General features: G+C 51.7%; 28 protein-coding genes. 1 reads left to right on the forward strand and 27 read right to left on the reverse strand.

Annotated elements, in window-relative coordinates:
* Positions 1-3: 3 nt before the first annotated feature.
* The 16 genes from ACESZP_RS00540 to ACESZP_RS00615 all read right to left on the reverse strand — a co-directional run bounded on the left by ACESZP_RS00540 (position 4) and on the right by ACESZP_RS00615 (position 13,642).
* Entirely contained in the window at positions 4-1,245 is a 1,242-nt protein-coding gene (locus ACESZP_RS00540) for a glutamate-5-semialdehyde dehydrogenase (RefSeq protein ID WP_499707687.1), read from the reverse strand.
* The gene (locus ACESZP_RS00545) at positions 1,246-1,842 is read right to left on the reverse strand and encodes a 5-formyltetrahydrofolate cyclo-ligase (RefSeq protein ID WP_499707688.1); all 597 of its coding nucleotides are present in this window, start codon (positions 1,840-1,842) and stop codon (positions 1,246-1,248) included.
* Positions 1,817-2,041 carry a DUF896 domain-containing protein gene (locus tag ACESZP_RS00550; RefSeq protein ID WP_178039153.1) on the reverse strand — a complete coding sequence of 75 codons (225 nt, stop codon included), beginning with the start codon at positions 2,039-2,041 and terminating at the stop codon, positions 1,817-1,819. The genes ACESZP_RS00545 and ACESZP_RS00550 overlap by 26 nt, the downstream gene beginning before the upstream one ends.
* On the reverse strand, positions 2,042-2,905 hold the full coding sequence (locus ACESZP_RS00555; protein ID WP_440322408.1) for a patatin-like phospholipase family protein: 864 nt from the start codon (positions 2,903-2,905) through the stop codon (positions 2,042-2,044).
* Positions 2,902-3,753: a glutamate 5-kinase gene (gene proB, locus ACESZP_RS00560; RefSeq protein WP_499707689.1), complete on the reverse strand. Its 852-nt coding sequence runs from the start codon at positions 3,751-3,753 to the stop codon at positions 2,902-2,904. The genes ACESZP_RS00555 and proB overlap by 4 nt, the downstream gene beginning before the upstream one ends.
* Before the next feature lie 88 nt (positions 3,754-3,841).
* The gene (locus ACESZP_RS00565; protein ID WP_499707690.1) at positions 3,842-4,288 is read right to left on the reverse strand and encodes a hypothetical protein; all 447 of its coding nucleotides are present in this window, start codon (positions 4,286-4,288) and stop codon (positions 3,842-3,844) included.
* 62 nt (positions 4,289-4,350) lie between these two features.
* On the reverse strand, positions 4,351-6,009 hold the full coding sequence (locus ACESZP_RS00570; RefSeq protein WP_349165079.1) for a putative polysaccharide biosynthesis protein: 1,659 nt from the start codon (positions 6,007-6,009) through the stop codon (positions 4,351-4,353).
* A 14-nt stretch (positions 6,010-6,023) separates the two neighbouring features.
* Positions 6,024-7,208, reverse strand: coding sequence for a DUF3048 domain-containing protein (locus ACESZP_RS00575; RefSeq protein WP_499707691.1), 1,185 nt, complete (start codon positions 7,206-7,208; stop codon positions 6,024-6,026).
* Between the two features lie 14 nt (positions 7,209-7,222).
* Complete coding sequence (gene ybeY, locus ACESZP_RS00580) at positions 7,223-7,723, reverse strand: rRNA maturation RNase YbeY (protein ID WP_178039147.1); 501 nt, start codon at positions 7,721-7,723, stop codon at positions 7,223-7,225.
* Positions 7,701-8,690, reverse strand: a complete 990-nt coding sequence (locus tag ACESZP_RS00585; RefSeq protein WP_178039172.1) for a PhoH family protein — start codon at positions 8,688-8,690, stop codon at positions 7,701-7,703. Before ACESZP_RS00585 ends, ybeY begins: the two co-directional genes overlap by 23 nt.
* A 13-nt stretch (positions 8,691-8,703) precedes the next feature.
* The gene (locus ACESZP_RS00590; protein WP_499707692.1) at positions 8,704-9,924 is read right to left on the reverse strand and encodes a sporulation protein YqfD; all 1,221 of its coding nucleotides are present in this window, start codon (positions 9,922-9,924) and stop codon (positions 8,704-8,706) included.
* Positions 9,918-10,178, reverse strand: coding sequence for a YabP/YqfC family sporulation protein (locus ACESZP_RS00595; RefSeq protein WP_499707693.1), 261 nt, complete (start codon positions 10,176-10,178; stop codon positions 9,918-9,920). Before ACESZP_RS00595 ends, ACESZP_RS00590 begins: the two co-directional genes overlap by 7 nt.
* A 53-nt stretch (positions 10,179-10,231) precedes the next feature.
* On the reverse strand, positions 10,232-10,777 hold the full coding sequence (locus ACESZP_RS00600; RefSeq protein ID WP_499707694.1) for a DUF2284 domain-containing protein: 546 nt from the start codon (positions 10,775-10,777) through the stop codon (positions 10,232-10,234).
* Entirely contained in the window at positions 10,777-11,763 is a 987-nt protein-coding gene (locus ACESZP_RS00605; RefSeq protein ID WP_178039141.1) for a diaminopimelate dehydrogenase, read from the reverse strand. The genes ACESZP_RS00600 and ACESZP_RS00605 overlap by 1 nt, the downstream gene beginning before the upstream one ends.
* A gap of 23 nt (positions 11,764-11,786) precedes the next feature.
* A complete protein-coding gene (locus ACESZP_RS00610) occupies positions 11,787-12,383 on the reverse strand; it encodes a hypothetical protein (protein ID WP_499707695.1) in 597 nt (198 codons plus the stop codon).
* 137 nt (positions 12,384-12,520) lie between these two features.
* Entirely contained in the window at positions 12,521-13,642 is a 1,122-nt protein-coding gene (locus ACESZP_RS00615) for a D-alanyl-D-alanine carboxypeptidase family protein (RefSeq protein ID WP_499707696.1), read from the reverse strand.
* A gap of 169 nt (positions 13,643-13,811) precedes the next feature.
* Here ACESZP_RS00615 and ACESZP_RS00620 point away from each other — a divergent pair, with 169 nt between their 5' ends.
* The gene (locus tag ACESZP_RS00620) at positions 13,812-15,209 is read left to right on the forward strand and encodes an alanine/glycine:cation symporter family protein (protein ID WP_499707697.1); all 1,398 of its coding nucleotides are present in this window, start codon (positions 13,812-13,814) and stop codon (positions 15,207-15,209) included.
* A gap of 80 nt (positions 15,210-15,289) precedes the next feature.
* Here ACESZP_RS00620 and rlmH read toward each other — a convergent pair whose 3' ends face one another.
* From rlmH to ACESZP_RS00675, 11 genes are all read right to left on the reverse strand, one after another.
* Positions 15,290-15,769 carry a 23S rRNA (pseudouridine(1915)-N(3))-methyltransferase RlmH gene (gene rlmH / locus ACESZP_RS00625; RefSeq protein ID WP_440322391.1) on the reverse strand — a complete coding sequence of 160 codons (480 nt, stop codon included), beginning with the start codon at positions 15,767-15,769 and terminating at the stop codon, positions 15,290-15,292.
* On the reverse strand, positions 15,766-16,566 hold the full coding sequence (locus tag ACESZP_RS00630) for an MBL fold metallo-hydrolase (RefSeq protein ID WP_499707698.1): 801 nt from the start codon (positions 16,564-16,566) through the stop codon (positions 15,766-15,768). Before ACESZP_RS00630 ends, rlmH begins: the two co-directional genes overlap by 4 nt.
* A 149-nt stretch (positions 16,567-16,715) precedes the next feature.
* Positions 16,716-18,104, reverse strand: coding sequence for an NADPH-dependent glutamate synthase (gltA, locus tag ACESZP_RS00635; protein WP_499707699.1), 1,389 nt, complete (start codon positions 18,102-18,104; stop codon positions 16,716-16,718).
* Positions 18,104-18,988, reverse strand: a complete 885-nt coding sequence (locus tag ACESZP_RS00640; protein ID WP_178039135.1) for a sulfide/dihydroorotate dehydrogenase-like FAD/NAD-binding protein — start codon at positions 18,986-18,988, stop codon at positions 18,104-18,106. The genes gltA and ACESZP_RS00640 overlap by 1 nt, the downstream gene beginning before the upstream one ends.
* A 160-nt stretch (positions 18,989-19,148) precedes the next feature.
* Positions 19,149-19,451, reverse strand: a complete 303-nt coding sequence (locus tag ACESZP_RS00645) for a Dabb family protein (protein ID WP_499707700.1) — start codon at positions 19,449-19,451, stop codon at positions 19,149-19,151.
* A 15-nt stretch (positions 19,452-19,466) separates the two neighbouring features.
* Complete coding sequence (locus ACESZP_RS00650; RefSeq protein ID WP_499707701.1) at positions 19,467-20,426, reverse strand: FN3 associated domain-containing protein; 960 nt, start codon at positions 20,424-20,426, stop codon at positions 19,467-19,469.
* A gap of 20 nt (positions 20,427-20,446) precedes the next feature.
* A complete protein-coding gene (locus ACESZP_RS00655; RefSeq protein WP_499707702.1) occupies positions 20,447-23,188 on the reverse strand; it encodes an FtsK/SpoIIIE family DNA translocase in 2,742 nt (913 codons plus the stop codon).
* Positions 23,189-23,259: 71 nt separating this feature from the next.
* Positions 23,260-23,943 (reverse strand): ClpP family protease, encoded by a 684-nt coding sequence (locus tag ACESZP_RS00660; protein ID WP_499707703.1) that lies wholly within the window; start codon positions 23,941-23,943, stop codon positions 23,260-23,262.
* Between the two features lie 78 nt (positions 23,944-24,021).
* On the reverse strand, positions 24,022-24,807 hold the full coding sequence (locus tag ACESZP_RS00665; protein WP_499707704.1) for a CFI-box-CTERM domain-containing protein: 786 nt from the start codon (positions 24,805-24,807) through the stop codon (positions 24,022-24,024).
* 15 nt (positions 24,808-24,822) lie between these two features.
* Positions 24,823-25,551, reverse strand: coding sequence for a YebC/PmpR family DNA-binding transcriptional regulator (locus ACESZP_RS00670; RefSeq protein WP_178039129.1), 729 nt, complete (start codon positions 25,549-25,551; stop codon positions 24,823-24,825).
* Positions 25,552-25,659: 108 nt separating this feature from the next.
* Positions 25,660-26,007, reverse strand: a complete 348-nt coding sequence (locus ACESZP_RS00675; RefSeq protein ID WP_178039128.1) for a type II toxin-antitoxin system PemK/MazF family toxin — start codon at positions 26,005-26,007, stop codon at positions 25,660-25,662.
* Positions 26,008-26,073 lie beyond the last annotated feature (66 nt).

Below are 26,073 nucleotides of genomic sequence, written 5' to 3' on the forward strand. Positions count from 1 at the left end.
GTATTACCCCCTTACCTGGCCATGGCCGGTAATCTCGTATTTGTAAGAAGTAAGCGCCACAAGACCCATGGGACCTCTGGCATGCAGCTTCTGGGTACTGATGCCGATCTCCGCGCCAAAGCCGAACTCAAAGCCGTCGGTAAAGCGGGTCGAAGCATTTACATAGACTGCCGCTGCATCCACTTCCTTTAAAAACTTCTCTGCATGTTCCTGATTTTCTGTGATAATTGCTTCGGAATGTCCGGTATTATAACGATTGATATGGGCAATGGCTTCCTCTACATTATCTACGGTCTTCACAGAAAGAATGTAATCCAGATACTCCGTACCCCAGTCTTCCTCTGTGGCTGCCGTCATAGGAACCGCTTCTCTGGCTGCTTCGTCTCCGCGAAACTCCACTTGCTTCTCCTGAAGCTTCTTTGCCAGCAGAGGCAGAAATGCGTCTTTTACCTTACGGTTTACCACCAGAGACTCACAGGCATTGCAGACGCCGATGCGCTGTGTCTTGGCATTGTATACAATATTCACGGCCATCTCGAGATCCGCCGTCTCATCCACATAGATGTGACAGTTACCGGATCCTGTCTCAATGACCGGAATCGTACTGTTGTTGACAACGGTGGCGATTAACCCGGCACTTCCTCTGGGAATCAGCACATCTATGTACCGGTTCAGCTTCATAAAGGCCGCAGCCATCTCCCGGCTGGTATCCGTCAGAAGCTGGATAGCACTTTCCGGGCAGCCACAGGCTGTTAATGCCTGCTGCAGCACCTCGGTGATGGCCTGATTAGAATGAATCGCGTCGCTTCCGCCCCGCAGCACCACCGGATTGCCGGTCTTGAAGCAAAGTCCGAAGGCGTCCGCAGTCACATTGGGCCGGGCTTCGTAAATGATACCGATGACGCCGAGAGGCACCCGCACCTGACGGATATGCAGGCCATTTTCCGGCACCCAGTCCTTCATGACTTCGCCCACCGGATCCGGTAAGTCCGCAATCTGGCGAAGACCTTCCGCCATGCCCGCGATGCGATCTTCGGTCAACTTCAGCCTGTCCAGAAGTCCCGGCTTCATGCCGCGCTCCTGTCCCGCTTCCATATCTTTTTCATTGGATGCAAGGATCTTTTCCTGCTCGCTTACAAGAAGCTCTGCCGCTTTCAAAAGTACCCGGTCTTTCTCCTCCCGAGTCATGACCCGGAGAATCGGTTCCGCTTCCTTTGCTTTCTGTCCAATACACTCTAATGTCATCTATTTCCTCCCGATTACCCGTTTCTCTGTCACGATTTTCTCCGGACAGATATCAAACGCTTCATAAGGAACGCTTTCTTTTACCTGAAATTCAAAGGCCAGCGCCACTCGGGAAAGCTTCGGATGCGCCTCCAGGAAACGGTCGTAAAAGCCCCCGCCGTAACCGATCCGGTGCCGTTCCTCATCGAAAGCCACGCCAGGCATCAGCATCAGGGCTTTTTCCTCGTCTCTGCTTTCATCTGCCGCATGCTTTTCGTAAGGCTCCCGGATTCCGTAATACCCCTCCTCCAGATCATTTTCCAGAGAAGTGATATAGAAGAACTTCATATCCTGTCCCAGTACCTTCGGGACAGCCACCCGTTTGCCGTCAGCCCAGGCCGCCCGGATGATATCCGAGGTCTCCACCTCATGCTTACAGTCCACGTAAGCGTAGATCACCTCCGCCTGCCGGTATTCCTGCAGGGTCAGCACCTGATCCCGCACGCCCAGACTCAGCTCATGAATCTGTTCGTCCGTATGAGCCGCCCGCAGTGCCTTGATCTCTTTTCGCAAGGCCTTCTTTAAAGCTTTTTTAGTTTCCTTTTCTGTTTGCATCATATTTTTCACCCAGATTTACGACGCTGCCGTCCTGCTCCTTAATATCAATATTGTTCAGCTGTCCGCGCAGGTTCATGCGGACGGCCTCGATATATTCCAGGCGCAGAAGCTTCTGCTCCTTCTTCTCCGCATCAGTCAGGCCCTCCGCCTTGGAACGGCGGTACAGCTCGTTGATGCGCGCAATCTTCTGTGGATCCATTTATTTATCTCCTTCCCATCCCGCAAAGGACGCTGCCTGTTCAAAAATATCCTTTGCGTATTCATAGCCATGGTTGTAAAAATCTGTTAATACTTCTGCGTGATTCTCGGTATTCTTGACCACCGGAACCTGAGGCCGGATCACAAAAACATGTCCCCGGTTTTCCAGGTCCTCGATAAGTTCCATGGTGCGATTGTAATAGTAAGCCCGATATTTGATGGCACGAATCAGATTCGGATACTTCTGATACATGATCTGAGCCATTTTCAGCGTCTTCTTCGCAGGCGCTTTCCGGTAGCCCGCCTGTCTTGTGAGAATGATAACAGGCTTCTTCACACCGTCGTGCAGAGCCTTGCGAATGGGCACGGAATCCGCCACGCCGCCGTCCACCATGGGAATGCCGTCCACATCCACAATGGGCGATACCACCGGAAGACTGGACGAAGCCCGGCAGATAGTCATCAGCCGCTGCCGGTCGCTTTTCTCCGACAGATACTCAGCCTTGCCGGTCAGGGCGTTGGTAGCTGTCAGAATGCACTCCATACCGGAAGAAAAGTATGTGTCATAATCAAAGGGAATGATCTTATTGGGAAATATATCAAAGATCAAATCCATGTTAAACAGGCTGTGCGTTTTTACCAAGGACTTGAGGCCCACATAGCTTCCGGCCTCCAGAAAATCAATCGTGCACAGCTTCATCCGGCCCGGCTGGTGTGACGCATAGTCTACTGCGTTGCAGGCGCCTGCCGATACGCCGATGACATAGGGCAGATACATGCCCTGTTCCATAAAATAGTCCAGCACGCCGGCTGTAAATACGCCTCTTGTGCCGCCGCCCTCCAGTACCATTCCTGCTTTTTTCATGAAAAATGCGCCTCCAGAAATGTCTTTAAATCAAAGGATTCATCCTTATGTGCCTGAAAGAAAGTGCCGTACTTCTCCCCGTTCACGATTTTGTGAATGACACTCATATCACCGCCATTGGCAATCAGCATATCGGCTCCCGCCGCTGTGGCAAGCTCCGCCGCGATAAGCTTGGTCGCCATGCCGCCGGTTCCCACCGAGCTCACCGCGTCATGCCCCATGCCCATCAGCTCCTCATCCAGATACTCCACAAAGGGCACAAACTCCGCATCCGGGTTTGTGTTTGGGTTATCCGTATAGAGACCGTTGATGTCGGACAGCAGGATCAGAAGATCCGCGTCCACCAGGGAAGCCACAATGGCCGACAGAGTGTCGTTATCACCGTGGAGAATCTCAAAAGTAGAGATACTGTCATTGGCGTTGACGACAGGAATCGCTCCAAGCTCCAGAAGCTCCGCGAAGGTATCCTGGGCATGCCTGCGGTTTTTCAGGTTGATCATGGTGTTGCGGGTCATCAGAATCTGGGCTGCCACCTGATTATATTCAGCGAAAAATTTCTGATAGATCATCATCAGTCTCGCCTGTCCGATGGCTGCGCAGGCCTGCTTCATGGGGATGCTCTCCGGCTTCTCCTGAAGCCCGGCTGCCTTCCTGCCCACGCCGATAGCTCCGGATGTGACCAGAATCACATCCTTGCCCCGGTTATGCAGATCTGACAGCTCCCGCACCAGATGCTCCACCTTGATAAGATCCAGGCCCCCCGTCTCCTTATGAATCAGGGAAGAGGTTCCCACCTTTACCACAATGCGTTTTTTGTTTTTTATCTTTTCTCTGTAGTCTGTATTCATGTCATTTTGTCCTCTGCTTGCAGAGTTACTGTAAACAGTAACTCTTTAACTCACTTAACTTTACACCATAATGGCCGGAATAGCAAGTTTAACTGGAGTAATTCTCCAAGAAATCATAAAGTTCCTGCTCCGTGGCCACGCCCTTCCCGGCGCTGATTTCCTGTCGCAGGGCCTCCGGCAGCAGGGAAACCGGGATATCTGTTGTCTCATACAGTGTGGTTCCGTCTTCCCGGTAAATGTTGACCAGACCGTCGGCTTCCTTTATGAAAAAGCGGAACTTTGCAGGTTCTTCACTTCCGGTTTCTTCCGGTTTCACCTGTGTCTTTCTGCCCCCGGACGCAGCGGTGTCCGCCTGCACGCGGTCTCCCGGCGCAGCGGCCTGCTCCTTCGTCAGAAGCTCCAGACTCTCGATCTGCGCCAGCAGCCGCTCCTTTTCCTGCTCCATAGCCCGCTCCGACCTGAGACTACCGGAATAATAGGCCAGTGTCATCAGGAACGCGATCCCGGCCATTGCCGCCAGAAGTCGTTTTGCCATAAAAAACCCTCCTTTTTTGAACAGTATGTCCAAAAAGAAGGGTTTTCAATGCACAACTTCTTTTAAATCAGATGGATCCTCTTCAATATGCGAACGATTGTTCTCCCTTTTGGGAAGCTTTTCAGTTCTTCCTCTGTGATGCCATGCAGCAGCAGAACGAAAAACGCATAAATGATTACAGCCAGGATCAGGCACAACAGCGTAGAAATCCGTACCCCGATTACTTTATGAAGGGGCTGGTACAGAAGCCATACCGCCAGCGCCATAATCAGGGATGACACGCCCGGAATCAAAAAGGTTCGTTTGATCTCCTGATGGTAATCCAGATGCTTCCGGATAGCCGCTCCGTTCAGGATACACATAAGGATGGCGAAGAACATATAGGCCAACACCACTCCATAGATATGAAGCTTGCCAAGCTGCACCAGACTAATCATCAGGAGCAGATGGGTCACCAGCGCAATCACGGCGTTGCGCACCGGAATCTGCATCCGATCAATACCCTGCAGGATCCCGTTCGTCAGGGTAGACAGGCCATAGAAAATGACAGAGGCAGAACCAATCAAAAAGAGCTTCGGCGCAATCTCATTGGTATTCCAGGACAGCAGATCAAGAATCGGCTCGCCAAGCGCAGTGAGGCCGAAGGCGCTGGGGATACAGATCATCATGACCATGCGGATGGCTCCCTCGGTCTTTTTCCGCATCTCATCCCAGTCGCCGGAAATCCGGGCTCTGGTCAGAGCCGGAATCGTGGAGGCGGACAGGGCCGACGCCACTGCGATGGGCACATTGGTCAGAAGCTTATATTTGCCCACATAGATGCCCCAGTAGATCTCGACCGTACTCTTATCCGCCTTCTGTACATCCAGCATCAGGTATTTGAATACGCCCTGGTCCACGATACCGCTGATATTGTAGACAGCTGTACTTAAAATGACCGGTACGATGGTCATAATCAGCACCCGCAGGGTACTTGCGTAGCTTTCCTGCCGGCTTACGTGATCCCGGCGCATATTTTTCTGCAGTACCCGGTTGTACATGAGCATGACAATAATCAGGAACAGAAGGCCTGCTGCTGCGCCCAGGCTGGTACCCAGTGTACTTCCCGCCGCGCCGTAGATGGCTCCGCTCTTCCCATTGGTAATACCTGCCGCCGCATCCAGCTTTACGCCGTAGGAAAACAGATAGCTGGCCGCCGCAATGCTCACGATGGCGTTGACGATCTGCTCAATGATCTGGGAAATAGCTGTAGGCATCATGGTTCCCATGCCCTGGAAGAAGCCACGGAGTACGCCCATCACCGCCATGACAAAGACGGCCAGTGCAAGTACCTTCAGACACAGCTCACTCTCCGGCGTATTTAATAAGGTTCCGGTGAAAAAGCCTGCGCCAAAGAAGGTCAGAGCCGAACCGGCTGCGCCGACCACCAAAGCCATATACAAGGCTCCTTTGAAAGCTCTCCAGGAATTCCGGTATTCGCCGAGAGCTACCTTGGCCGACACCACCTTGGATACTGCCAGTGGCAGACTGTAAGAGGAAATCAGCAGAATGACATTGTAGATCTCGTAGGCTGCGGAATAATAATCATTTCCATGGTCTGTAATGATATTGGTCACCGGCAACCGGTAGAGAAGTCCAATGATCCGGCTCACGATGGACGCAATGGCCAGAATGCTGCCCTGCATAATATAATTGGATTTTGAACTGTTTTTCTTTCCCATGATTCCGTTTTTCCTTACTGAACGACCACATCATCCTTATAATCATTCCAGATGATACAGATAAAGGTCTTTCCGTTATTTAATACAATTTCCTGATCGTTTTCATCATAATAGCGGGCCGGAGTTCCCAGCTCTCCCGGATTCTTCCAGTAGCCGTCGATCTCCTTACCGTTGGTAAATACCTTACATTCGTTTCCGTTGGACTGGGTGGCAAAATGCAGATAATCCTTGGCGTCCAGCACGTTGCCGTCGCAGTACTGGAAAATGACGTTGGTCACCGCCACCTGCTTACCGTTCAGCTCATCTGTGTGAGGATTACCGTAAGTCCAGCGGTAATATTTGCGATCGGAAGCGTCATACTTAAACGTCGCCTTGACGCCGCCAAAGCCGTTTTTACCGCCATCTCCGCCGGGTTTTAAGACCGTCGCGTCCGGATAGCCCTGATACTCCGCGATTTCACCCGTATCTGCGAACTTAAATTTACCCGGATACTCCTCCGGCATGGTCATATCATACCCTTTTTTTTCAATATCCCTCTGGATACCTTTCGGAAACGCGTAAAGCGTATGCTCGGTTGCCTTGCCCGGACGGCTGATGCGATCATACATGGCCGTGGCCGGATGCTTGATGCCTTTGGTTCCGCCGGAAAGCACATCATACTTGCCGCTGTTCAAATCCGCCAGCGCGTATTGAGCCTGTCCGAAATGGGCGTACACCGGATGAAACTCCTGGGCGAAATGAAGGTAGTAAAGCCGGCAGCTTCGCACAGAGCCAATTCTCTCCAGATTTTTCCAGTTCTCAAAAACACCCATCCAGCGGGTGATACGGCCCTCCACAGGGCATTCGTAGATAACAGACGCATTTGATACGCCGGACATGGGCAACGCCGCAGAGGTGTTATTCAGCATAATCGCGAGGGGCCTGGTCTTTCCGAGCTCCTCGTCGATCCATTCTCCGGTAAAGTAGCTTCGGATCTTGCCGTCCACCACCTCCCGGGGCGCCGGCTTATCTGGTTCCTCAGACGCCGCGTCATCCTCGTTATCTGCCTGTTCCTCTTCCTCCCAGGCGATTACTTCCGCCTCGGTATTAAATGCATTTTCTTCCGCCTCCTGTGTCTTTGCCTTGCCACAGCCAGCCGCCAGCATCAGCCCCGCAGCCAGGCACAGAATGCCCATCCTCTTCAGGTATCCCTGCTTCATCCCGGAAATCCTCCCTAACGTAAAATATTCAGGCTTTCCAGAATGGCAGCCTGCTTCGCCTCCATCACTCTTGCCTCTTCCGGCACCATATGATCATAGCCGAAAAGATGCAGCATACTGTGGGCAATCAGGAACGCGTACTCCCGTGTCCGGCTATGCCCGTATTTTTCCGCCTGCTCCATGACCTTATCCACGGAAATCACAATATCGCCCAGTACCAGCTCGCCGGTCTCCGGGTTAAAACAGTCCTCTTCATCCTCCTCCACGAAGGAAAAGTCCGCAGGGCTTTCATACTCCAGCATGGGAAAGGAAAGCACGTCCGTGGGACGGTCAATCCCTCTGTGCTCCCGGTTCATTTCATGGATGCCCTCATCATCTGTCAGAAGCAGATTCACTTCAGCCTCATAGGGACATTTTTCATAATCCAGCGCTGCCTCAATAACCTTTCCGGCAATCCCTTCCGTATCCACATCCGGCAGCGTCTTATTGCTCTCATCTTCTACGTTGATAGTCATGACTGTCCTTTCTGGAGCTTCTGCGCTCCTGGGCCTTCTCATAGCTTTCGTAAGCCTGTACAATCTTTTGAACCAGCGGGTGACGCACCACATCCTTGCTGGTCAGCTCACAGAAGCCGATGTCGTCCACTTTGGAGAGTACCTTCAGAGCCACCTCCAGGCCGGACTTTGTGCCGCCTGGCAAATCCTTCTGGCTGGCGTCGCCGGTCACAATAACCTTGGATCCGAAACCGATACGGGTCAGGAACATCTTCATCTGGGCCGGAGTTGTATTCTGGGCTTCATCCAGGATAATAAAGGCATTATCCAGAGTACGACCTCGCATGTAAGCCAGAGGCGCCACCTCGATTAACCCCTTTTCCATATTTTTCAGAAAGCTCTCCGCGCCCATGATCTGATACAGGGCGTCGTAGAGGGGCCGCAGGTAAGGATCCACCTTACTCTGCAAATCGCCCGGCAGGAAGCCCAGCTTCTCGCCTGCTTCAATGGCGGGACGGGTCAGGATAATCCGGCTTACCTCATTATTCTTAAAGGCGGTAATCGCCATGGCCATAGCAAGATAGGTCTTACCGGTTCCGGCCGGTCCGGTACCGAACACGATCATATGGTTCCGGATCATGTCCACGTATTTCTTCTGACCCAGGGTCTTGGGCTTGATGGGCTTGCCTGCGATGGTGTGGCAGATAAGCTCCTTATCAATCTCCACCACAGCCTCTTCCTGTCCCTCCATGGACAGGGCCAGGGCGTAATCCACGTTCTGCTCCTGAATCACGTTGCCTCTTCTTGAAAGCTCCAGAAGCTGCTCGATGACCCGGGCTGCCTGCCGGGTGTAATCGGCCGGACCTAAGATCTTCACCTCGCCATCCCTGGCAATGACGGACACCTTCAGGGTCTGTTCTATTTTTTTGATATGGCTGTCGAACTGTCCAAACACATTGCTCTGGTGTTCAGCCGGTACGTCCAGCATCTTTTCCACAATATTACTCAAATGCTGCCTGCTCCTTTTGTCTGATCTTCGGAATTCCGATCTCCTCCAGGGCCTCAATCTTCCCCTTCGAGACGCAGAAATTCCTGCCGTTATCTATTTTAACATCATTTCCGACAATTTGAACCCCTTTTTGCAGTAAATTATTTAAAAATTCATTAAGATGGGCTTCTGCAAGGCCTTTTGCCTCCTCCGCCGTATACTTTTCCGTATAAACCTCATACTCGGCCCGCTCTATGAGGCCGAAAGACAGTGGAAGGTAAAAATTCCCGGTCAGATGCAACGGATGCTCCGTTTCCACGGTTGTATACAAAGGAAAGGTTCTCGGATCCGTGAAAGATAACAACTTCCGTCCGGCTCTGATCGACACGCCATAACGTTTTTTCCCGGTAAAATACCGTACTTCGCGGGACCGCGCAAAGCTGTCCTCATAGATGTAAAAAGTCCGGGCCCGGACGTCGCCGTCGGCACGAACCTCCTGTACGCCGACCGCCTCGCCGCTGTCGTCCCGGATGTCCACCGTTCCGCTGATGAGGACCGTACCGACCTCCACCTCGTCGCCGGGCTGCACCTGGGCGGTGCCGCTTCGCACCAGAATGCCGGTAATGATTCCTGCCCGGTCCGCCACCAGATCGGAACTTTCTGATGTATTCGCCGCTTCCGGCTGTTCCGTCTTCGGATCCTGATTTTCCCGCACTCGAATCAGAAGCTGTGTGCCGGTGACGCGAGCTGACACCCAGGTCAAATCGGGAAAATGAATCCGAAGCATGGTCTGGATTTCCTTGCAGTCCACATCGCGTTTTCGCATACCGTGGACGATCTGCTCCTCCGCCAGATAGGTAAGCAATACGTCGGTACTGCGGGCCCGGTTCCCCTCGATCCGGATGTCCCAGATAAACAGGGACAATACATAGAGCAGCATGCAGCAGGCCAGCATCCCCACCGGGAACATCTTTCGTTTCCGGTTCCGGTGCAGAAAAAAAGGAAGCCCGTGGCGCTCGGTAACAGTCACATGCGCCCGGGCCTTTTTCACCAATGGCCTGATTTTCCGGAAGTCCCGGATGCTAAGATTCATTTCGTATTCATTTCCCACATTCTGCAGATCCCACAGGACGATGCGCCTGGCCTTACAGAGGTTCAGAAAGCGCTCCGGCGAGTACCCAAGAACCCGGATCCGCACAAAGCCCTTCAGATAACGAAACAACCAAATCAGCAATATTTCACCTCCAGAAGCTCGCCGGTGATTTTCATTTCCTCATTGGTGTAATAGACAATCTCCAGCTGTTTGCCGTGAATCTCCAGCTTACAGGTGCGGGTCTGAATCCGGATCTGGTTTTCCGTATATTCAATGAGGCTCATGTAGTTTTCCACATAAGCCTCATGCTTTCCGGTAATGGTCAAGATCACTGCACCCAGCGTCAGATCCTTTGGCAGATTCAGAGCCTCCGTCATCTGCTCTTTCACGCTCATGAATTCCGGACCTTTGTTTTCCTTACCTCAACTATATGCAGTTTTTTAGACGCTTATGCCCGTTTATACAAAATGAGACTGAACCAAGTCACCAGGCCGCTTCCGCTCATAAAGGTGATCCCATTTTTCTCCGCCGGCTCTGTCACCAGAATACCGTAGCTCTCGATACACGGAAACATCCGATCCGGATGGCGGCAGGGCGCGTCCGGATAAGCGCATTTTTCGCAAATGGCGCAGGATTCCGTGGAAAGCACCTGCATTTCCCCGCAGAAGGCTTTCATTTCATCCCGAAGCTGTCTTGTAATCTCCTCATGCTCCCGTCTGGTGGCCAGCATGGCGGACATATCCTCCGTATCCACGCCCTCGGCAATAGTGGTGAACATCAGTACGCCTTCATATCCGAGGCACCGTTTCCGGCATTCCTCCACTGTGCCCACCGCAGGCGGACAGGACCAGGAAGTACCATAGCGCGGGCATTCGGTTCGGCAGATATAACGCACCTCATCCCGGAAAGGAAGCTCCTTTGGCTTTACAAAGGCGTATTCGCAGACCGGGTAGGCGCTTAATGTGGCTTCGATTTTCTCCCGCAGCGCGTCCATTACAGCAGGCTTGCCCGCAGCTCTTCGCCGCTCTTGGCGCTTAAGTAAGCCGGAGCTACGTCAAAGACAGTCTTGCAGCCGCTCATACCTTCCCGGCTCATGCGGTATGCCGCTCTCGCGTAAGCCACAAGCACGCTTGAAGTAAATTCCGGGTTGGAGTCCAGCTTCAATCGATACTCGATCAGATGATGATTCTCCTTCTCCCGTCCGGTTACGCCGCTTCTGAGCACAAATCCGCCATGGGGCAGACGACTGTGATACTGCTGCATTTCCTCTTCGGTGATGAAATGAACGGTAGTATCATAATCAGCGAAGTAATTGGGCATCGTCGTGATCGCTTCTTCTACCTTTGCGGGATCCGCGCCTTCCTCCAGGACGACGAAGCACTCACGGGTATGCTTCTCGCGGGTGGTCAGCTCCGGATTCCTTCCTGCACGTACTGCTTCCAGCGCACTCTCCACAGGGATCGTATACTGTCTTGCGTCCTTTACACCGGGGATGCGACGAATTGCGTCAGAGTGCCCCTGGCTTACACCCTTGCCCCAGAAAGTATAATCCTTGCCCTCCGGCAGAATGGCGTTGGCGTACATACGGTTCAGGGAGAACAGACCCGGATCCCAGCCTACGGAGATAATTGCTACTCTGCCACTCTTCTTCGCCTCTGCGTCCACATCCGCAAAATGCTCCGGAATCCGCGCATGGGTGTCAAAGCTGTCGATGACATTGAAGTACTTGGCGCACTCCGGCGTCTGCTTCGGCAGGTCTGTGGCGCTTCCGCCGCAGAGAATCAGGACATCCAGTTCGTTCTTCCAGTCTGCCAGTTCAGATGCGCTGACCACTTTGGCTGTCTTAGACCAGATATGCAGCTCCTCCGGATTTCTTCTGGTAAATACTGCCTTCAACTCCATATCCGCATTCTGGGCAACCGCACACTCTACGCCGCGTCCCAGATTGCCGTATCCCATAATTCCTATTCTGATACTCATTTTTTCATATTCCTCTCTTCCTTTTACTTATATAGAATCAGACCGCCCTTTTTGTCATGGCCTGTGTTCCACAGATCATCCATATCCAGCCATTTGCTTTCACCGAAGGTCACCGCTTTGACCATACAACTGTCCCCCGCCGTATCGTAACCGGTCAGAAGAAACCAGTGCCAGACATAGTTCTCAAACAACGGGTTTTCATGCTTCAGAACCAGACAGGGCACCGGAACTCCCCGATCAATGGCGTCTATCACTGCCGCCTTTGCCTTTTCCGCATCCTCCGTGCCATGCAGCGGTTCCATGTGAACCGCGTCGCAGCCCTTATCTGCCAGGTATTTTCCGAAGCCGTCCATATAGATATCCAGAGAATCGATGCCGGTCCGTCTGGGCTTCAGATATGGCTTCATCTTCATGCCGAACTTTACGTAATCCTTTTTCGTCAATGCTGTCTTTTCATAGGGATAAAGGCCTTCCGTTCCCTTATAACAATCGAAGTAAATGCTGCTGTCGCAGGCCGTCACTGCCGCGCAGCCTCCGATTTTCATCATCGGATCCAAAAACCACTCCTGATTTCCTCCGTAAGAATGTTCAATCATAAAATAGTCCAGTTCCTTCTGCATACTATGTAAGCCGCGTCCTTTCCTGTAACTCAAGAAATAAGAGCACATCGTTTTCTGTGCCCTCATTTCTTTTCCTATTATAATTTTATGCTTTCAAATAGTCAATGCTTTATTGCGCTAATTCGTGAATTCCCTGTTTACTCCGTATAATTCTGGTAAACCGCCACATGGTCGTAAATGCAGCGCCAGGCGCTGTGGGCGTCCGCAGTCACGCAGATATACCGGCGTCCACTGTTCGAACGGCTTACGCTCACCGCGCAGTTGCCGGACTGTACTACATAGCCAGTCTTCGCGCCGATGATTTCTCCGTGGGTGTCCTTATCCTCAATCCGCCGCAGGAACCAGTTGGAAATGATAATACCGTCCGGATGCTGCTCCGTGGCGGATGTGGTGTAGGTACGGGCGTTCAGAATTTCGCTGCAAAGCGGGTTGTCCATGGCCGCCGTCATAATGACCGCCAGATCATATAAAGTACAGTAATGATTGTCGTCGTAAAGCCCTACGCAGTTGGTGAAATGGGCACTGCCGGAGATTCCCAGCTCCTGCAGCTTCTGGTTCATCAACTCCACAAAGCCGTCCAGGGATCCGGATACATAATAGGCCAGTCCGGCCGCCGCGTCGCCGCCGGACGGCAGAATAGTTCCGTATAGCAGATCTCTCACCGTCACGGTCTCATTTTCATCAAAGCCCACGGCACTGCAGTCGTGGGAATAGCTGTAATCTGTGATTTCCCGGGTAATCGTAAAGGTGTCGTCCAGATTCGACACATGCTCTACTGCTACCAGAAGCGTCAGCACTTTCGTCATAGACGCCGGACTGATCCGATCGCCTGCGCCCCGCTGATACAGGACCGTGCGGCTATCCGCGTCCACCAGAAGAGCCCGGGTGCTGGTCACCTCGTCGCTGCCCAGATAGGAAGCACCGTCCAATCCGCTGATGGTATAGTCGCCGGACACAGCATAAGAGGAAACCGTCTCTGCCGAATCTGTTCCGTCCGAAGTCCCCGCGGGAATCGACGCCTCAATTTTCGTCCGCATAGCCAGATACGCCGTTTCCGTCGCGCCGGCAGCCGCTTTCTTTGTCATATGCTTTACAGTTATTGAGCCAAGAACCAGCACAAGGAACAGGAAAAGTCCCATGGCCGTAAGAACTATAGCTCTTTTTATTCTGGCCTCCCGCTGTCTTCTCCTGCGTCGTTCTGCCCGTCTTCTGGCGCGCTCGCGCTCCCATGCCTCATCATTTTCTTCTAATGTACCCACTGGGAACCTCCCATTTTACATATATTATCAATTTTTGTATTTATTATGTTTGTTTTGTTTCTTCGTTATTCTACCAGAATTTTTTTTCGGTTTCAATATACAAACCATAGAATATAAGGTATACTAAAAAGCAAGAATAAAAAGGGAGACTACAACCATGATCCACTTTATGAATCTGATCCATCTTGTTTACAATTTTCTCTGGGGCGATCTGATCACCATTCCGCTGCCCGGCGGCAGTTCCCTGGGGCTTTCCCTCCTGGTACTGCTTCTGGTTCCCACGGCGATTTATTTCACTCTGCGCACCCGCTTCCTTCCCTTCCGGCTTTTCCCGGAAATGCTGCGTGTCTCTATTGAAAAGCGTAATCCCGAGCATCGGGACGGTATCTCCGGCCTGCAGGCCCTGATCGTCTCCACAGCCACCCGGGTGGGCATGGGCAATCTTATCGGTGTGGTTGCTGCCATCTCTGCCGGCGGCCCGGGAGCCATCTTCTGGATGTGGGTGATGGCGCTTCTTGGTTCTGCTACTGCCTTTGCGGAGGCGACGCTGGCACAGATTTATAAGCAGCGTGATCCGCTCTACGGCGGCTTCCGGGGCGGTCCGGCTTACTATATCCACGCACTCTTTGTGAAACCGGGCAGCAGGAAAAAGCGTTCCATTATTGCGATACTCTTTGCCCTCTCTGGTCTTCTCTGCTGGTGCGGCATCAGCCAGGTTATCGGTAATTCCGTATCTTCGGCTTTCCGGAACGCCTTTCATATTCCGCCGCTGTACACTACCATCATATTGGTACTGGTGGCAGCCTTCATCGTTCTTCGGAAAAATGCCACGGTGAAGGTGCTTGATGTGGTTGTTCCGGTTATGGCAGGCCTGTATTTCTTCCTGACCCTTTTTATTATTTTCAAACATATCGGACAGGTTCCGGCTGTGTTCGCGCGGATTTTCCAGGAAGCCTTTGGCCTTCGCCAGGCGGCTGCCGGCGGTATGGGTGCGGTCATTATGAACGGAATCAAGCGCGGTCTTTTCTCTAATGAGGCCGGAAGCGGTTCCGCTCCCTGTGCGGCTGCGGCTGCGGACATCAGTCATCCGGCCAAGGAAGGCCTTCTGCAGGCGCTGGGCGTTTTTATCGACACCCTTCTTATTTGTAGCTGCTCAGCTTTGATTATGCTGCTGACTCCCGCATCTCTGACCGATGGGCTCCAGGGCATGGATCTTTTACAGACAGCCATGCGGTACCACATCGGTGAGGCAGGCGTGATCTTTGTTGCCGTAATCCTGTGGCTGTTCAGCTTCTCCACTTTTATCGGCATCCTCTTTTATGCCCGTTCCAATGTGGCCTATCTGTTCGGCGACAACTGGAGCGCCCAGACGCTCTACAAGGTTCTGGCTCTGGTAATGCTTTTTATCGGCGGCCTGGCCGCCTACACCTTCGTCTGGGATTTGGGCGATATCGGCATTGGTCTCATGACCATCTTCAATATGATGGCGCTGATTCCGCTGTCTCCGAAGGTCATTGAAAGCCTGAAGGATTATGAGCAAAATCATCGGCATGATAAGACACTGTAAATAATATGTCTCTGAAATACAAAGGACTGACATATGAATAAGCTTTATGTTTACTCATATGTCAGTCCTTTTTCTGCCTCTTATTTGTGATAGGGTTCATTTTTCAGAATCCGATAGCTTCGGTAGAGCTGTTCAAGCAATACCACCCGCATCAGCTGATGCGGAAATGTCATACGGGAAAAGCTGAGTGCATAGTCCGCCCGCTTCATGACCGCAGGGGCCAGGCCCAGAGATCCGCCGATGACAAAGGCGATGTGGCTGGTGCCACTTACGCCCAGACGATCAATCTTTTGGGACAGCTCCACGGAATCCAGCATCTTTCCCTCGATAGCCAGGGCAATCACGTAGGCATCGTCCTTCAGGGCTTTTAAGATCCTCTCGCCTTCTTTTTCCCGGATGGCCACCTCTTCCGCCTCGCTGGCTCCATCCGGCGTCTTTTCATCGGCCAGTTCCACAATTTCCAGCTTGCAGTAGCGGCTCAGGCGCTTAGAATATTCCCTGATGGCGTCCGTAAAATATTTCTCTTTTATTTTGCCCACTACGACACAGGTTATTTTCATAATTCAATCACATCCATATCCTCCGGAATCAGAAGGTTTCCGGTAAAATAGGTTTCTCCCTCCGCCCGGTACAGCTCCTGGCGACGGGCGATATTCTTATCCTCCGTATGGTACAACACCAGATTTTTCACATGCAGGCGCTCTGCCAGCTCGCAGGCGTCCTTTACCGTAGAATGATGCTTTTCATAGGGCCGGAAGATGTCAGCCTGCCCATCCAGACAGAAGGCCTCATGGAGAAGCCAGTCGCTTCCGGCGGCATACTGCTCCTCTTTCTCATTGTAGGGCTCGTCACCGCAGCAGGTCAGTTTTCGACCGTCCCCCAGATCACACATGTAACCGTACTGCTTTGCCTTGGTGGATCCGATATCAAAGAAAGTGTAGGTGTGTCCCAGAATCTTCTTCTGCTCACCGTCGGACACGGGAACCAGATGTACCCGGTCGCCGATGAGCTTCGTCTCTTTTTGGTTCAGCAGCATCTCCGCCAGGGTCCGAAGCATTTCCGTCAGTTCCTGATGGGCGTAGATATAAGCCTCTCCCTGATACTTTCCGGCGTTCATATTCTGACAGATGACGCGCAGCATCCAGATAATTCCCATCACATGATCGATATGCTTGTGGGTTACAAAAATATGGTGAATGTCGTTGACGTCAATCCCTGCCCGCTTCAGTCTTGCCAGGATTTCACTGCCGCCTCCTCCGTCCACCAGAAAATGGCCTTCTTCACTGGTTAAAACATAACAGGTATTGTAACATTCCGTCACCAGCGCACTGCCGGTTCCGAGAATTGTAAGTTTCATAGGGAATTCCTCTCTTTTCTGTAAAATGTTCTTTCATAAAATCTTTTTTATCTTACCAGAGCTACCCGGGGTTGGCAAGAAGCTTCCCAAAAAAAGTCGTACCACAGAGATTTTCTGTGATACGACTTTGGATTCACATGATGTGCGATTTATTTCTGGCTCAGGTACTCGTGGATGCCCTTTGCAGCCTCTTTTCCTGCGCCCATTGCCAGGATAACGGTAGCAGCGCCTGTTACAGCGTCTCCGCCTGCGAATACGCCGGCCTTGGAGGTAGCTCCTGTATCCTCTGCAGCAACGATACATTTTCTCTTATTGATTTCCAGACCCTTGGTCGTAGAGGAAATCAGCGGGTTCGGGGAGGTTCCCAGAGACATGATAACGGTATCGACGTCGATATCGAATTCAGATCCCTCTACCTCTACCGGGCGTCTTCTTCCGGAAGCATCCGGCTCGCCAAGCTCCATGCGAACGCAGCGGATACCCTTTACCCAGTCATTCTCATCCTCGAGAATCTCTACCGGGTTGGTCAGCAGATCGAAGATGATGCCCTCTTCTTTTGCGTGATGTACTTCTTCCTTACGTGCCGGGAGCTCTTCCTCGGAACGACGGTAGATGATATGTACCTCAGCGCCCAGACGCAGTGCCGTACGGGCAGCGTCCATGGCCACGTTACCGCCGCCGACTACAGCAACCTTCTTGCCATGGAAGATCGGGGTATCATAATTCTCGTCAAAAGCCTTCATCAGGTTATTTCTGGTCAGGAACTCGTTTGCGGAGAATACGCCGCAGGCTGTCTCGCCCGGGATACCCATAAACTTCGGAAGTCCTGCGCCGGATCCGATAAATACAGCGTCAAAGCCTTCATTCTCCATCAGCTCGTCGATGGTTACAGACTTTCCGATGATAACGTCAGTCTCGATCTTAACGCCGAGAGATTTTACATTCTCTACCTCCGGAAGTACGACGCCGTCCTTCGGAAGACGGAACTCCGGAATACCGTATACCAGAACGCCGCCTGCTTTATGCAGCGCCTCAAAAATAGTTACGTCATAACCCAGCTTTGCCAGGTCGCCAGCGCAGGTCAGACCTGCAGGACCGGAACCGATGACCGCAACCTTCTTGCCATTCTTCTCTGCGGGAGCTGCCGGCTTGATGCCCTGCTCTCTCGCCCAGTCGGCTACAAAACGCTCCAGCTTACCGATGGAAACTGCCTCGCCCTTGATACCGCGGATGCAGCGTCCCTCACACTGGCTCTCCTGGGGACATACACGTCCGCAGATAGCCGGAAGTGCGGAAGACTCGCTGATTACGCTGTATGCTTTTGCAAAGTCGCCTTCCTTTACTGCGCCGATGAAATCCGGAATATGAATCTGTACCGGGCAGCCTTCCATACATTTTGCTTTCTTACATCCGAGACATCTCTGTGCCTCTTCTACTGCCTCGTCCTTATTGTAACCAAGGCAGACCTCATCGAAATTCGTAGCACGAACCTTCGGATCCTGCTCTCTTACCGGAACCTTCTTTAATACGTCAGCCATTACTTGTCACCTCCGCAATTTCCACATCCGCCGTGATGTGTCTTTCCTTCCTTGTATGCAAGCATGCGGCGGCCTTCTTCTGTCTTGTACATAGCTGCACGCTTCATCGCCTGATCGAAATCAATCTTGTGGCCGTCGAACTCCGGTCCGTCTACACAGGCGAACTTGACCTCGTCGCCTACTACCACACGACAGGCTCCGCACATACCGGTTCCGTCTACCATGATCGGGTTCATGCTGACGATAGTCGGGATGCCCAGCTTCTTCGTGGTCAGACAGGCGAATTTCATCATGATCATCGGTCCGATGGCTACACAAAGATCGTAGTGATGGCCCTCGCTTACCAGCTTCTCCAGCATAGCGGTACCTACGCCCTTGAAGCCGTAGCTTCCGTCGTCGGTACACAGATACAGGTTGCCGACCTTGCTCATTTCCTCTTCCATGATCAGGATGTCTTTGGAACGGGCGCCGATGATGATATCGCACTCTATGCCATGCTCATGCAGCCATTTTGCCTGCGGGTATACCGGAGCGGTACCTACGCCGCCTGCAATGAAGATAACCTTCTTCTTCTTTACTTCTTCTAAGTCGTCGGTAACCAGCTCGGACGGACGTCCCAGCGGTCCTACGAAGTCAAGGAAATAATCTCCCTCTTTCAGGTCTACCATCTTGCTGGTAGATACGCCGATGGGCTGGAATACGATGGTAACAGTTCCGGCTTCTCTGTCATAATCACAGATGGTCAGCGGAATACGCTCCCCCGTCTCATCCAGTCTTACGATAATGAACTGTCCCGGCTGACAAGAAGCTGCCACTCTCGGAGCGAGGACAACTTTCTTGTAAACATTTGCAGAGAGCTGCTCTGCTTTTACAATCTTGAACATACGTTTCCTCCTGGAGTATAATCTTGCGAATTTTAAAACCCGCTTAAGGGCCGTCGGAATCGCTTCCCACGGCCAAATCTAACTCATCTTTAATATAATAATGCAATTTCCCGAAGATTTCAACTGTTAATTCATTTTCTGCGCATGTAATCCGGAAGTTTTACACTTCATAATCAAAGCATGCCCGATCACAGGTAGCCGGTTTGATAATCTCGGTCGCTACCGCCACGTGAAGCGGATGTACCTGATAGGCCGCCAGGTCCTCCGCGGTCTCCACATCGGATATCAACAGCAGTTCCCGGTTGCTTCCTGGAAGCCTGTTCAGTTTCATTTCCGCGAAGGTCAGGCCTTTAATCTGTCCCACCAGCGCTTTCAGACGCGCGTCCGCCTCTTTTGCCAGGGCCTCTTTCTTCTCCTCCGGAAAATCCTCTTTAAAATTCCACATAACCAGATGCTTTACCATAATGTTTCCTCCTCTTTAATTATCATCGTCCGTATCAGCACCAGCTGCCGGGAAATCCAGCTTATAGGCCAGTACCAACGGTTCGCTTATCATACCTTTTTTATTGATGGCAACGGCGCAGAGTAAAACTTCCCCTTCTTCCATCAGTTCAATGGGGCCTTCATACCGGGTGCTCTCACTGGTTGGGATGCTGCCGTCCAGTGTATAATAAATGCTTCCATATTCTGCTGACAGGTTTAGCCGCAGATAATAATTGTAAATGCCCTCCGGCGTATCACAGGCAGGCTTTTCAATCCGATAAGGCAGGAGCGCGTCCCGGATATCCGGATACGGACATTCCGCTATCACGTCTCCTACCAGCTCCGTCTGCCCGGTCTCATTTAAAAGCTCCATCAAATCCAGATACAGCTCCTGCAATGCCTGACTGTCTCCCCGGGCCAGACTTTCTGTTTCTACAGCCTGTTTCATATAAGTCAGAGCCGGGGCTTTGGCTCCTGTCTTCGCATAGACCTCTGCCAGCAGACGCAAAGCTTCCGTATCACTGCCGTTCTTCTCATTCTGAATCTCCTGCGCCCGACGCAGATACATGATAGCCTTTTCATATTCTCCTTTTTTCTCGTACTGTCTGCCTTTTCGAAGTTGATAGGAATAATTATTATCGCTGGTCATTACAGAATAAGACAGTGTAAAAGCGCATCCGCAAATCAGCAGCACCATCAGAAAGAGCAGACTCTTATAGCGAAAGCGCAACGAAGTCCGCTTTCCTTCACCGGACGTTTTTCTGCCCTTTCCCGCTGTCGTCCCGGATTCTTCCGAAACCGGAAAGCTATCCGGTTTCATTTCTTCCGGTTCTTCCTGCCCAATCAGCACCTCGTCCAGCGGATCATAGTCCGGAACAATCTGAATTTCATGTCCACAATGTTCACAGTATATTTTTCCGGGTTCCAGCTCACTCCCGCAATTTGGACATTTCATAAGCTTCCTCTCTTTTGCAATCAGACGTATTCTTCCAGATAACGTTCAAATTCTTCCAGGGTCATCAAAATTTCCCGGGGCTTGGTTCCGGCTTCTTCGCCCACTACCCCAGCTTCAGACAGCTGATCCATGATACGGGCGGCCCGGTTAAAGCCCACTTTAAACCAGCGCTGCAGCATACCGATGGATGCCTTGTCTTTTTCGATAATGAATTTTCCGGCTTCCGCAAACAGTGCGTCCCTCTCCGGGCCGTCGCCCGACCCGTTGCTATTGCTTTCCTGCTCTGCAGTCTGCGCTGTATTGATGTGCTCTTCGACAGCTGCATTATAACCGTTTCCGCTGTTATTCTCCTTCAGGAACTCTACAACCGCGCTCACCTCTTCGTCAGAGACAAACGCGCCCTGCACACGGACCGGCTTGGGATAACCGTAAGGATAAAACAGCATGTCGCCCTTACCCAGCAGTTTTTCCGCTCCATTCATATCGAGAATGGTTCTCGAATCCACACCGGAAGATACCGCAAACGCGATACGGGACGGCATGTTGGCCTTAATAAGACCTGTGATAACATTCACAGACGGTCTCTGGGTCGCGATAATCAGATGAATCCCCGCCGCGCGGGCCAGCTGTGCCAGACGACAGATGGCGTCCTCCACTTCACCCGGAGCCACCATCATCAGATCTGCCAGCTCGTCCACCACAATGACAATCTGGGGCAGCTTCTGGGGTTTGGTGTCATCTTCAATGTGTTCAATATTCTTAATTTTCTCATTGTAACCGGCCAGGTTCCGGACATTGTAATCCGCAAAGAGCTTGTAGCGATGGGTCATCTCCGCCACCGCCCAGTTCAGGGCTCCGGCCGCTTTTTTCGGATCCGTTACCACCGGAATCAGCAAATGGGGAATGCCGTTATATGTACTCAGCTCTACCACCTTCGGATCGATCATGATAAGCTTCACCTCATCCGGAGACGCCTTATACAAAAGACTCATGATCAGCGTGTTGATACAGACAGATTTACCGGAACCGGTAGCTCCGGCAATCAGAAGATGGGGCATCTTGGCAATATCCGTCACCATGATTTTACCTGCAATATCTTTGCCTACCGCAAAGGCCAGCTTCGACTTATGGCTCTTGAATTCCTGGGAGGAAACCAGCTCCCGGAAAGATACGATGGAATTCTCCGCATTGGGAACCTCAATACCCACGGCTGCTTTTCCCGGAATCGGCGCTTCAATTCGCACATCGGTTACGGCCAGATTCAGCTTGATATCATCGGCCAGGCTTACGATCTTATTGACCTTGACGCCCTGATCCGGCTGAAGCTCATAGCGGGTCACGGCCGGACCCTGGCTTACATCCGTGACCGTTACGCCCACGCCGAAATCCCGGAGAATCTGCTGCAAATGAAGAGCCGTCTCATGCAGAATCCGATCCGTGTCTTTATTCTCTGTATGCTTCACCTGATTCAGCAGACGAAGAGGCGGATAAACGTATTCCTGCGGAAGCGCTGTCGGCGTATCCGCTTTCTCCGGCACCGTCTTCGGCTGTTGTGCCGGTTCCACTGTCGGCACATGGGGCGGTTCCGCCTTTCTGACCGGCTTCTCCGGCCGGGATTCCGATGCCGAAGCTTCCGGCTGAACCTGCTCCCGTACTTCAGGCTCCGGCCAGACAAATGGATCTGCTTCCACTTTCTGCTCCTCCGGCTCTGACGTCGGACGCTCCCGGTGAATCGGAATCCGGAACATCTCATCCAGATCCTTCAGGTCCGGTTCTTCTGTATATTCAAAAGCTTCCGGCTGTTCTGCCTGCTCCGGCAATCCGGCCGCGTCTGTGCCATCCATATCAGGCAGGGTAATCTCCCGCATTTCATCCGTATAAGCTTCTTTATTCACACAGGGCTTTTGCCCGGCTGCTTCATTTTCCGGGGTATTTTTTCCGGCTGTCTCTTTTATCGCGGTTTCCTCCAGCGCTATCCCGGACACCTTGTGCTCCACTCTGGGTCTGCGTGGCTCCCGGAACTTCTTCGGCGGTTTTTCCGCTTCTGCCGGTTCTTCATTCTCCAGTTCTTCCGTCTCCATGGCTGCCCGTTCTTCCATGGCCTTCCTTCTGGCCTCCCGGCGCTCCTCAGCCTGAATCCGGTATCGCTTCGCGTCCTCTTTCGCTGAATCGTATACCTTTTTGCTTCCGCTTTTTACGCCGCCGATAAAAGAACGTTCGGTGATTACCACAGCGCAGATAATAAACAGTACCAATATGATAATCCAGGCACCCACCGCGCCAAAAGCTCCGGTCAGCGCCTTGCAGATCAGGCCGCCAACCGCGCCGCCGCCTGTCTTATGCACTGACGCATAGGTATAGAAAGCCGTTACAGTTCCGGCTCCGTCCTTTTCTCCGAATATCAGTTCGAATGCCGCGCACAAAAGAATGCCTGCTATCACCATGGCTGTCGCTTTCACAACCGCAATGGTATTATCCCGGTTTGAGATCGAAAACGCCGTAACCAGGAACAGAACCACTGGCAAAATATATGCAAATATTCCAAAAATACCGAACATAACACCGCTGACAAAACTGCCCGCAGCTCCGCCGACTCCAAAATTACTGATTAGAAGCAGAACGGAAACCGCAAAAAGAATCAGAACCGTCACCTCATCCCGGATAAACGCGTTTTCTTCTTTCCGCTTCGCTGTTGTCTTTCTGGAGGCCGTTGTCTTTTTTCGTGTGGTTGTCCGGCGTTTGCCGGAGTTCCCTGCTGCCATCGCTTATGTCCTCCCCTTTTACTCGCATAATTATTTTTATTATATCATTTCTGGGCCTCGCTGTCCACGCATCATTTTTCCTCTATAAGCGTCCGCAGCTTTTTAAAAGCTTGAGCGATTCCCCCTATCTCATTGATGAGTCCTTCCTTCACAGCCTGGCCGCCTACCAGGACAGAACCCACATCTTTTGTCAGCTCTCCCGTTTCCAGCATAAGCTTCGAAAGCCGTTCTCTCGAAATAGTACTGTGAGTGGTGATGAAACCGGAAATCCGGGCCTGAATTTTCTGGAAATAATCAAAGGTCTGAGGAACGCCGATAATCAATCCGGTCATCCGCACCGGATGAATCATCATGGTTCCGGTGGGAACAATAAAAGAATAATCCGCTGAAACTGCCAATGGCACACCAATGGAATGGCTGCCCCCCAAAACCAGTGACACCGTAGGCTTGCTTAAAGACGCGATCATTTCCGCTATGGCAAGTCCCGATTCCACATCGCCGCCCACTGTGTTGATGAGAACCAGGAGACCCTCCTCGCTCGGGCTGCCCTCAAGGGCCGCAAGCTGTGGAATCACATGTTCATACTTGGTAGTTTTCGCGTTAGACGCCAGACACTCATGCCCCTCGATTTCGCCGATGATATTCAAAAGGCGGATTCTATGTTCGCCTTCCTCAAGCGTCACCTGACCATAATCCTCGATTTCCTGGTTCTGTTCTTTCTGAACTTCTGTCTTCTGCTGTTTTTCCTTTTCCATAAAAAATACCCTGACCTTTCTCACATACTTTTTCTTTAGTATGCTTTCCGGTCAGGGCATTTATACCTGTTCGAAGGCTTAAGCCATGTAGCGGTTCTTCAGATCATATACCATCTCTGTATAGCGCTCCCGGCATGCTTCATTCTCACCGTTTTCGATCTTGTGGATACAATCCATAAGATAATCATTCCAGATCTCTTCGTATACAGCGTCTGCGTCTTCCTGTCGTCCGATACGGTTCACGATAGTGGGGGCGATATTGTAATATTCCTTTACCATCGCTTCGCCGTCCTTACGCTTCAGAAGATACTCATCGCGATAAGAACGTAAAAGTTCCAGCTCATAGCAGTCGTCAGCTTTGCCCTGGCGCTCACAGGCCGCGGTCGTAATATAACAGAACTTTCGATGGAAACCCTGCTCTATTTTCTCATAATCCGCCTTGCCTACCGATGTCTTAAACGCTTCGTTCCATTTCGCTACCAACACATCCGTCAGCGGCTCTGCGGAATCATTCTTCTGCTTCTGCTCCAGAATCGCCGGAAATACGTAAACAGCCAGGATCATATTGTAATTGATCTGCTGTTCATTTTTCTTTCCTTTCTTGGGAATGCCCTCAAGCTCCGCCCGGGCGCAATCCACCAGATGCTCTGCCAGCTTATTAAGCCAGGCAGCCGGATTTTCCTCCTGCTGGTATACAGCCTCAATGGCGTTTATCGTGTCCAGATGCTTACGCAGGTAGGCCTGAAATGCTTCCGGATACACGCTTTTCTTAAAGAAAGTCATGGGATTGCCCTCTGTCAGAAGCATATCCTCGATGCCCTGCATGGCCTGATTATAACTCTCTCCGTATGCTACCAGATCCATATGTACTCCTCCCGATTACTCGTCCCAGTTATGATATACATTCTGCACGTCGTCATCCTCATCCAGAAGATCCAGTGTTCTCTGCAGATTCTTAACCGCGTCCTCGTCAGTCAGAGTTACGTAAGTCTGCGGAATCATGGTAACCTCTGCCTCTGCCATGGGGATTCCCTTTTCCTCCAGCGCAGCACGTACTTCACTGAAAGAATCCGGATCGGTCAAAATCTCGAAGCTGTCTTCTTCCTCGGAGAAATCCTCTGCCCCTGCGTCCAGCGCCAGCATCATCAGATCGTCCGGATCCATATCGCACTCCTCGCGGTCTACGATGATCTGTCCCTTCTTATCAAACATATAGGATACACAGCCCTGGTTGCCGATGGAGCCGTTGCCCTTGGTAAAGGCGCTTCTTACATTGGCCGCAGTACGGTTCTTGTTGTCGGTCAGCGCATCTACAATGATAGCGATGCCGTTGGGTCCATAGCCTTCATAAGATACATACTCATAATTAACAGCATTGGCGTTTCCTGCCGCTTTCTTGATACCGCGGTCAATGGTATCGTTGGGCATATTGGCCGCCTTTGCCTTGGCAATGACGTCACGCAGCTTGCTGTTGTTGTTCGGGTCAGCGCCGCCCTCCTTTACAGCTACAGCCAACTCACGGCCAATGATGGTAAAAATCTTTCCCTTTGCTGCGTCATTCTTCTCTTTTTTATGCTTAATGTTCGCAAATTTTGAATGTCCTGACATATCTAAACACTCCTATTCTTCCTGTTCTGTACTTTTTGCCGCCGGTTCTGTCAGCTCCCGACAGACGGTTCTCTCTATTTTAGCACTAATTTTTTTGAATGGCAAGTCTTATGTATCCAATTCGAGACTTACCCGCAATGCTTCATCCACCCGATGAAGGGATTTTTCATCCAGATGACAGATTTTATCCCGGAGTCGCTGCTTGTCAATGGTCCGCAGCTGCTCCAGCAGAATCACGGAATCCCGTACAATCTGACACTGTCTGGTGCTCAGTTCCACATGGGTCGGCAGCTTCGCTTTATTCATCTTCGAGGTAATGGCCGCCACGATGACTGTGGGACTGTGCCGGTTGCCGGTATCATTCTGAATCACAAGCACCGGGCGCACACCGCCCTGCTCGGAACCAATCACCGGTCTTAAATCCGCGTAATATACATCGCCCCGTTTGATTATCACATTTTTCACACTCCAATTTAAAAAATACATAAGGTCTTTCCTCTCGAGTATTTCCAAAATTTTCGT

The sequence above is a fragment of the Candidatus Dorea massiliensis AP6 genome (assembly GCF_964245105.1).
Classification (GTDB): Bacteria; Bacillota; Clostridia; order Lachnospirales; family Lachnospiraceae; genus Laedolimicola; species Laedolimicola intestinihominis.

Bases quoted from the DNA above. Each gene is read 5' to 3' on its own strand.
- ACESZP_RS00640 (WP_178039135.1), bottom strand. From the start codon at position 18,988: ATGTTCAAGATTGTAAAAGCAGAGCAGCTCTCTGCAAATGTTTACAAG.
- ACESZP_RS00655 (WP_499707702.1), bottom strand. From the start codon at position 23,188: ATGGCAGCAGGGAACTCCGGCAAACGCCGGACAACCACACGAAAAAAG.
- ACESZP_RS00585 (WP_178039172.1), bottom strand. From the start codon at position 8,690: ATGCTGGACGTACCGGCTGAACACCAGAGCAATGTGTTTGGACAGTTC.
- ACESZP_RS00630 (WP_499707698.1), bottom strand. From the start codon at position 16,566: ATGAAACTTACAATTCTCGGAACCGGCAGTGCGCTGGTGACGGAATGT.
- ACESZP_RS00620 (WP_499707697.1), top strand. From the start codon at position 13,812: ATGAATCTGATCCATCTTGTTTACAATTTTCTCTGGGGCGATCTGATC.
- ACESZP_RS00595 (WP_499707693.1), bottom strand. From the start codon at position 10,178: ATGAGCGTGAAAGAGCAGATGACGGAGGCTCTGAATCTGCCAAAGGAT.
- ACESZP_RS00650 (WP_499707701.1), bottom strand. From the start codon at position 20,426: ATGAAATGTCCAAATTGCGGGAGTGAGCTGGAACCCGGAAAAATATAC.
- gltA (WP_499707699.1), bottom strand. From the start codon at position 18,104: ATGGCTGACGTATTAAAGAAGGTTCCGGTAAGAGAGCAGGATCCGAAG.
- ACESZP_RS00610 (WP_499707695.1), bottom strand. From the start codon at position 12,383: ATGCAGAAGGAACTGGACTATTTTATGATTGAACATTCTTACGGAGGA.
- ACESZP_RS00565 (WP_499707690.1), bottom strand. From the start codon at position 4,288: ATGGCAAAACGACTTCTGGCGGCAATGGCCGGGATCGCGTTCCTGATG.
- ACESZP_RS00570 (WP_349165079.1), bottom strand. From the start codon at position 6,009: ATGGGAAAGAAAAACAGTTCAAAATCCAATTATATTATGCAGGGCAGC.
- ACESZP_RS00555 (WP_440322408.1), bottom strand. From the start codon at position 2,905: ATGAAAAAAGCAGGAATGGTACTGGAGGGCGGCGGCACAAGAGGCGTA.
- rlmH (WP_440322391.1), bottom strand. From the start codon at position 15,769: ATGAAAATAACCTGTGTCGTAGTGGGCAAAATAAAAGAGAAATATTTT.
- ACESZP_RS00645 (WP_499707700.1), bottom strand. From the start codon at position 19,451: ATGGTAAAGCATCTGGTTATGTGGAATTTTAAAGAGGATTTTCCGGAG.
- ACESZP_RS00540 (WP_499707687.1), bottom strand. From the start codon at position 1,245: ATGACATTAGAGTGTATTGGACAGAAAGCAAAGGAAGCGGAACCGATT.
- ACESZP_RS00660 (WP_499707703.1), bottom strand. From the start codon at position 23,943: ATGGAAAAGGAAAAACAGCAGAAGACAGAAGTTCAGAAAGAACAGAAC.
- ACESZP_RS00545 (WP_499707688.1), bottom strand. From the start codon at position 1,842: ATGATGCAAACAGAAAAGGAAACTAAAAAAGCTTTAAAGAAGGCCTTG.
- ybeY (WP_178039147.1), bottom strand. From the start codon at position 7,723: ATGACTATCAACGTAGAAGATGAGAGCAATAAGACGCTGCCGGATGTG.
- ACESZP_RS00550 (WP_178039153.1), bottom strand. From the start codon at position 2,041: ATGGATCCACAGAAGATTGCGCGCATCAACGAGCTGTACCGCCGTTCC.
- ACESZP_RS00665 (WP_499707704.1), bottom strand. From the start codon at position 24,807: ATGGATCTGGTAGCATACGGAGAGAGTTATAATCAGGCCATGCAGGGC.
- ACESZP_RS00605 (WP_178039141.1), bottom strand. From the start codon at position 11,763: ATGAGTATCAGAATAGGAATTATGGGATACGGCAATCTGGGACGCGGC.
- ACESZP_RS00575 (WP_499707691.1), bottom strand. From the start codon at position 7,208: ATGAAGCAGGGATACCTGAAGAGGATGGGCATTCTGTGCCTGGCTGCG.
- ACESZP_RS00600 (WP_499707694.1), bottom strand. From the start codon at position 10,777: ATGGACGCGCTGCGGGAGAAAATCGAAGCCACATTAAGCGCCTACCCG.
- ACESZP_RS00670 (WP_178039129.1), bottom strand. From the start codon at position 25,551: ATGTCAGGACATTCAAAATTTGCGAACATTAAGCATAAAAAAGAGAAG.
- proB (WP_499707689.1), bottom strand. From the start codon at position 3,753: ATGAATACAGACTACAGAGAAAAGATAAAAAACAAAAAACGCATTGTG.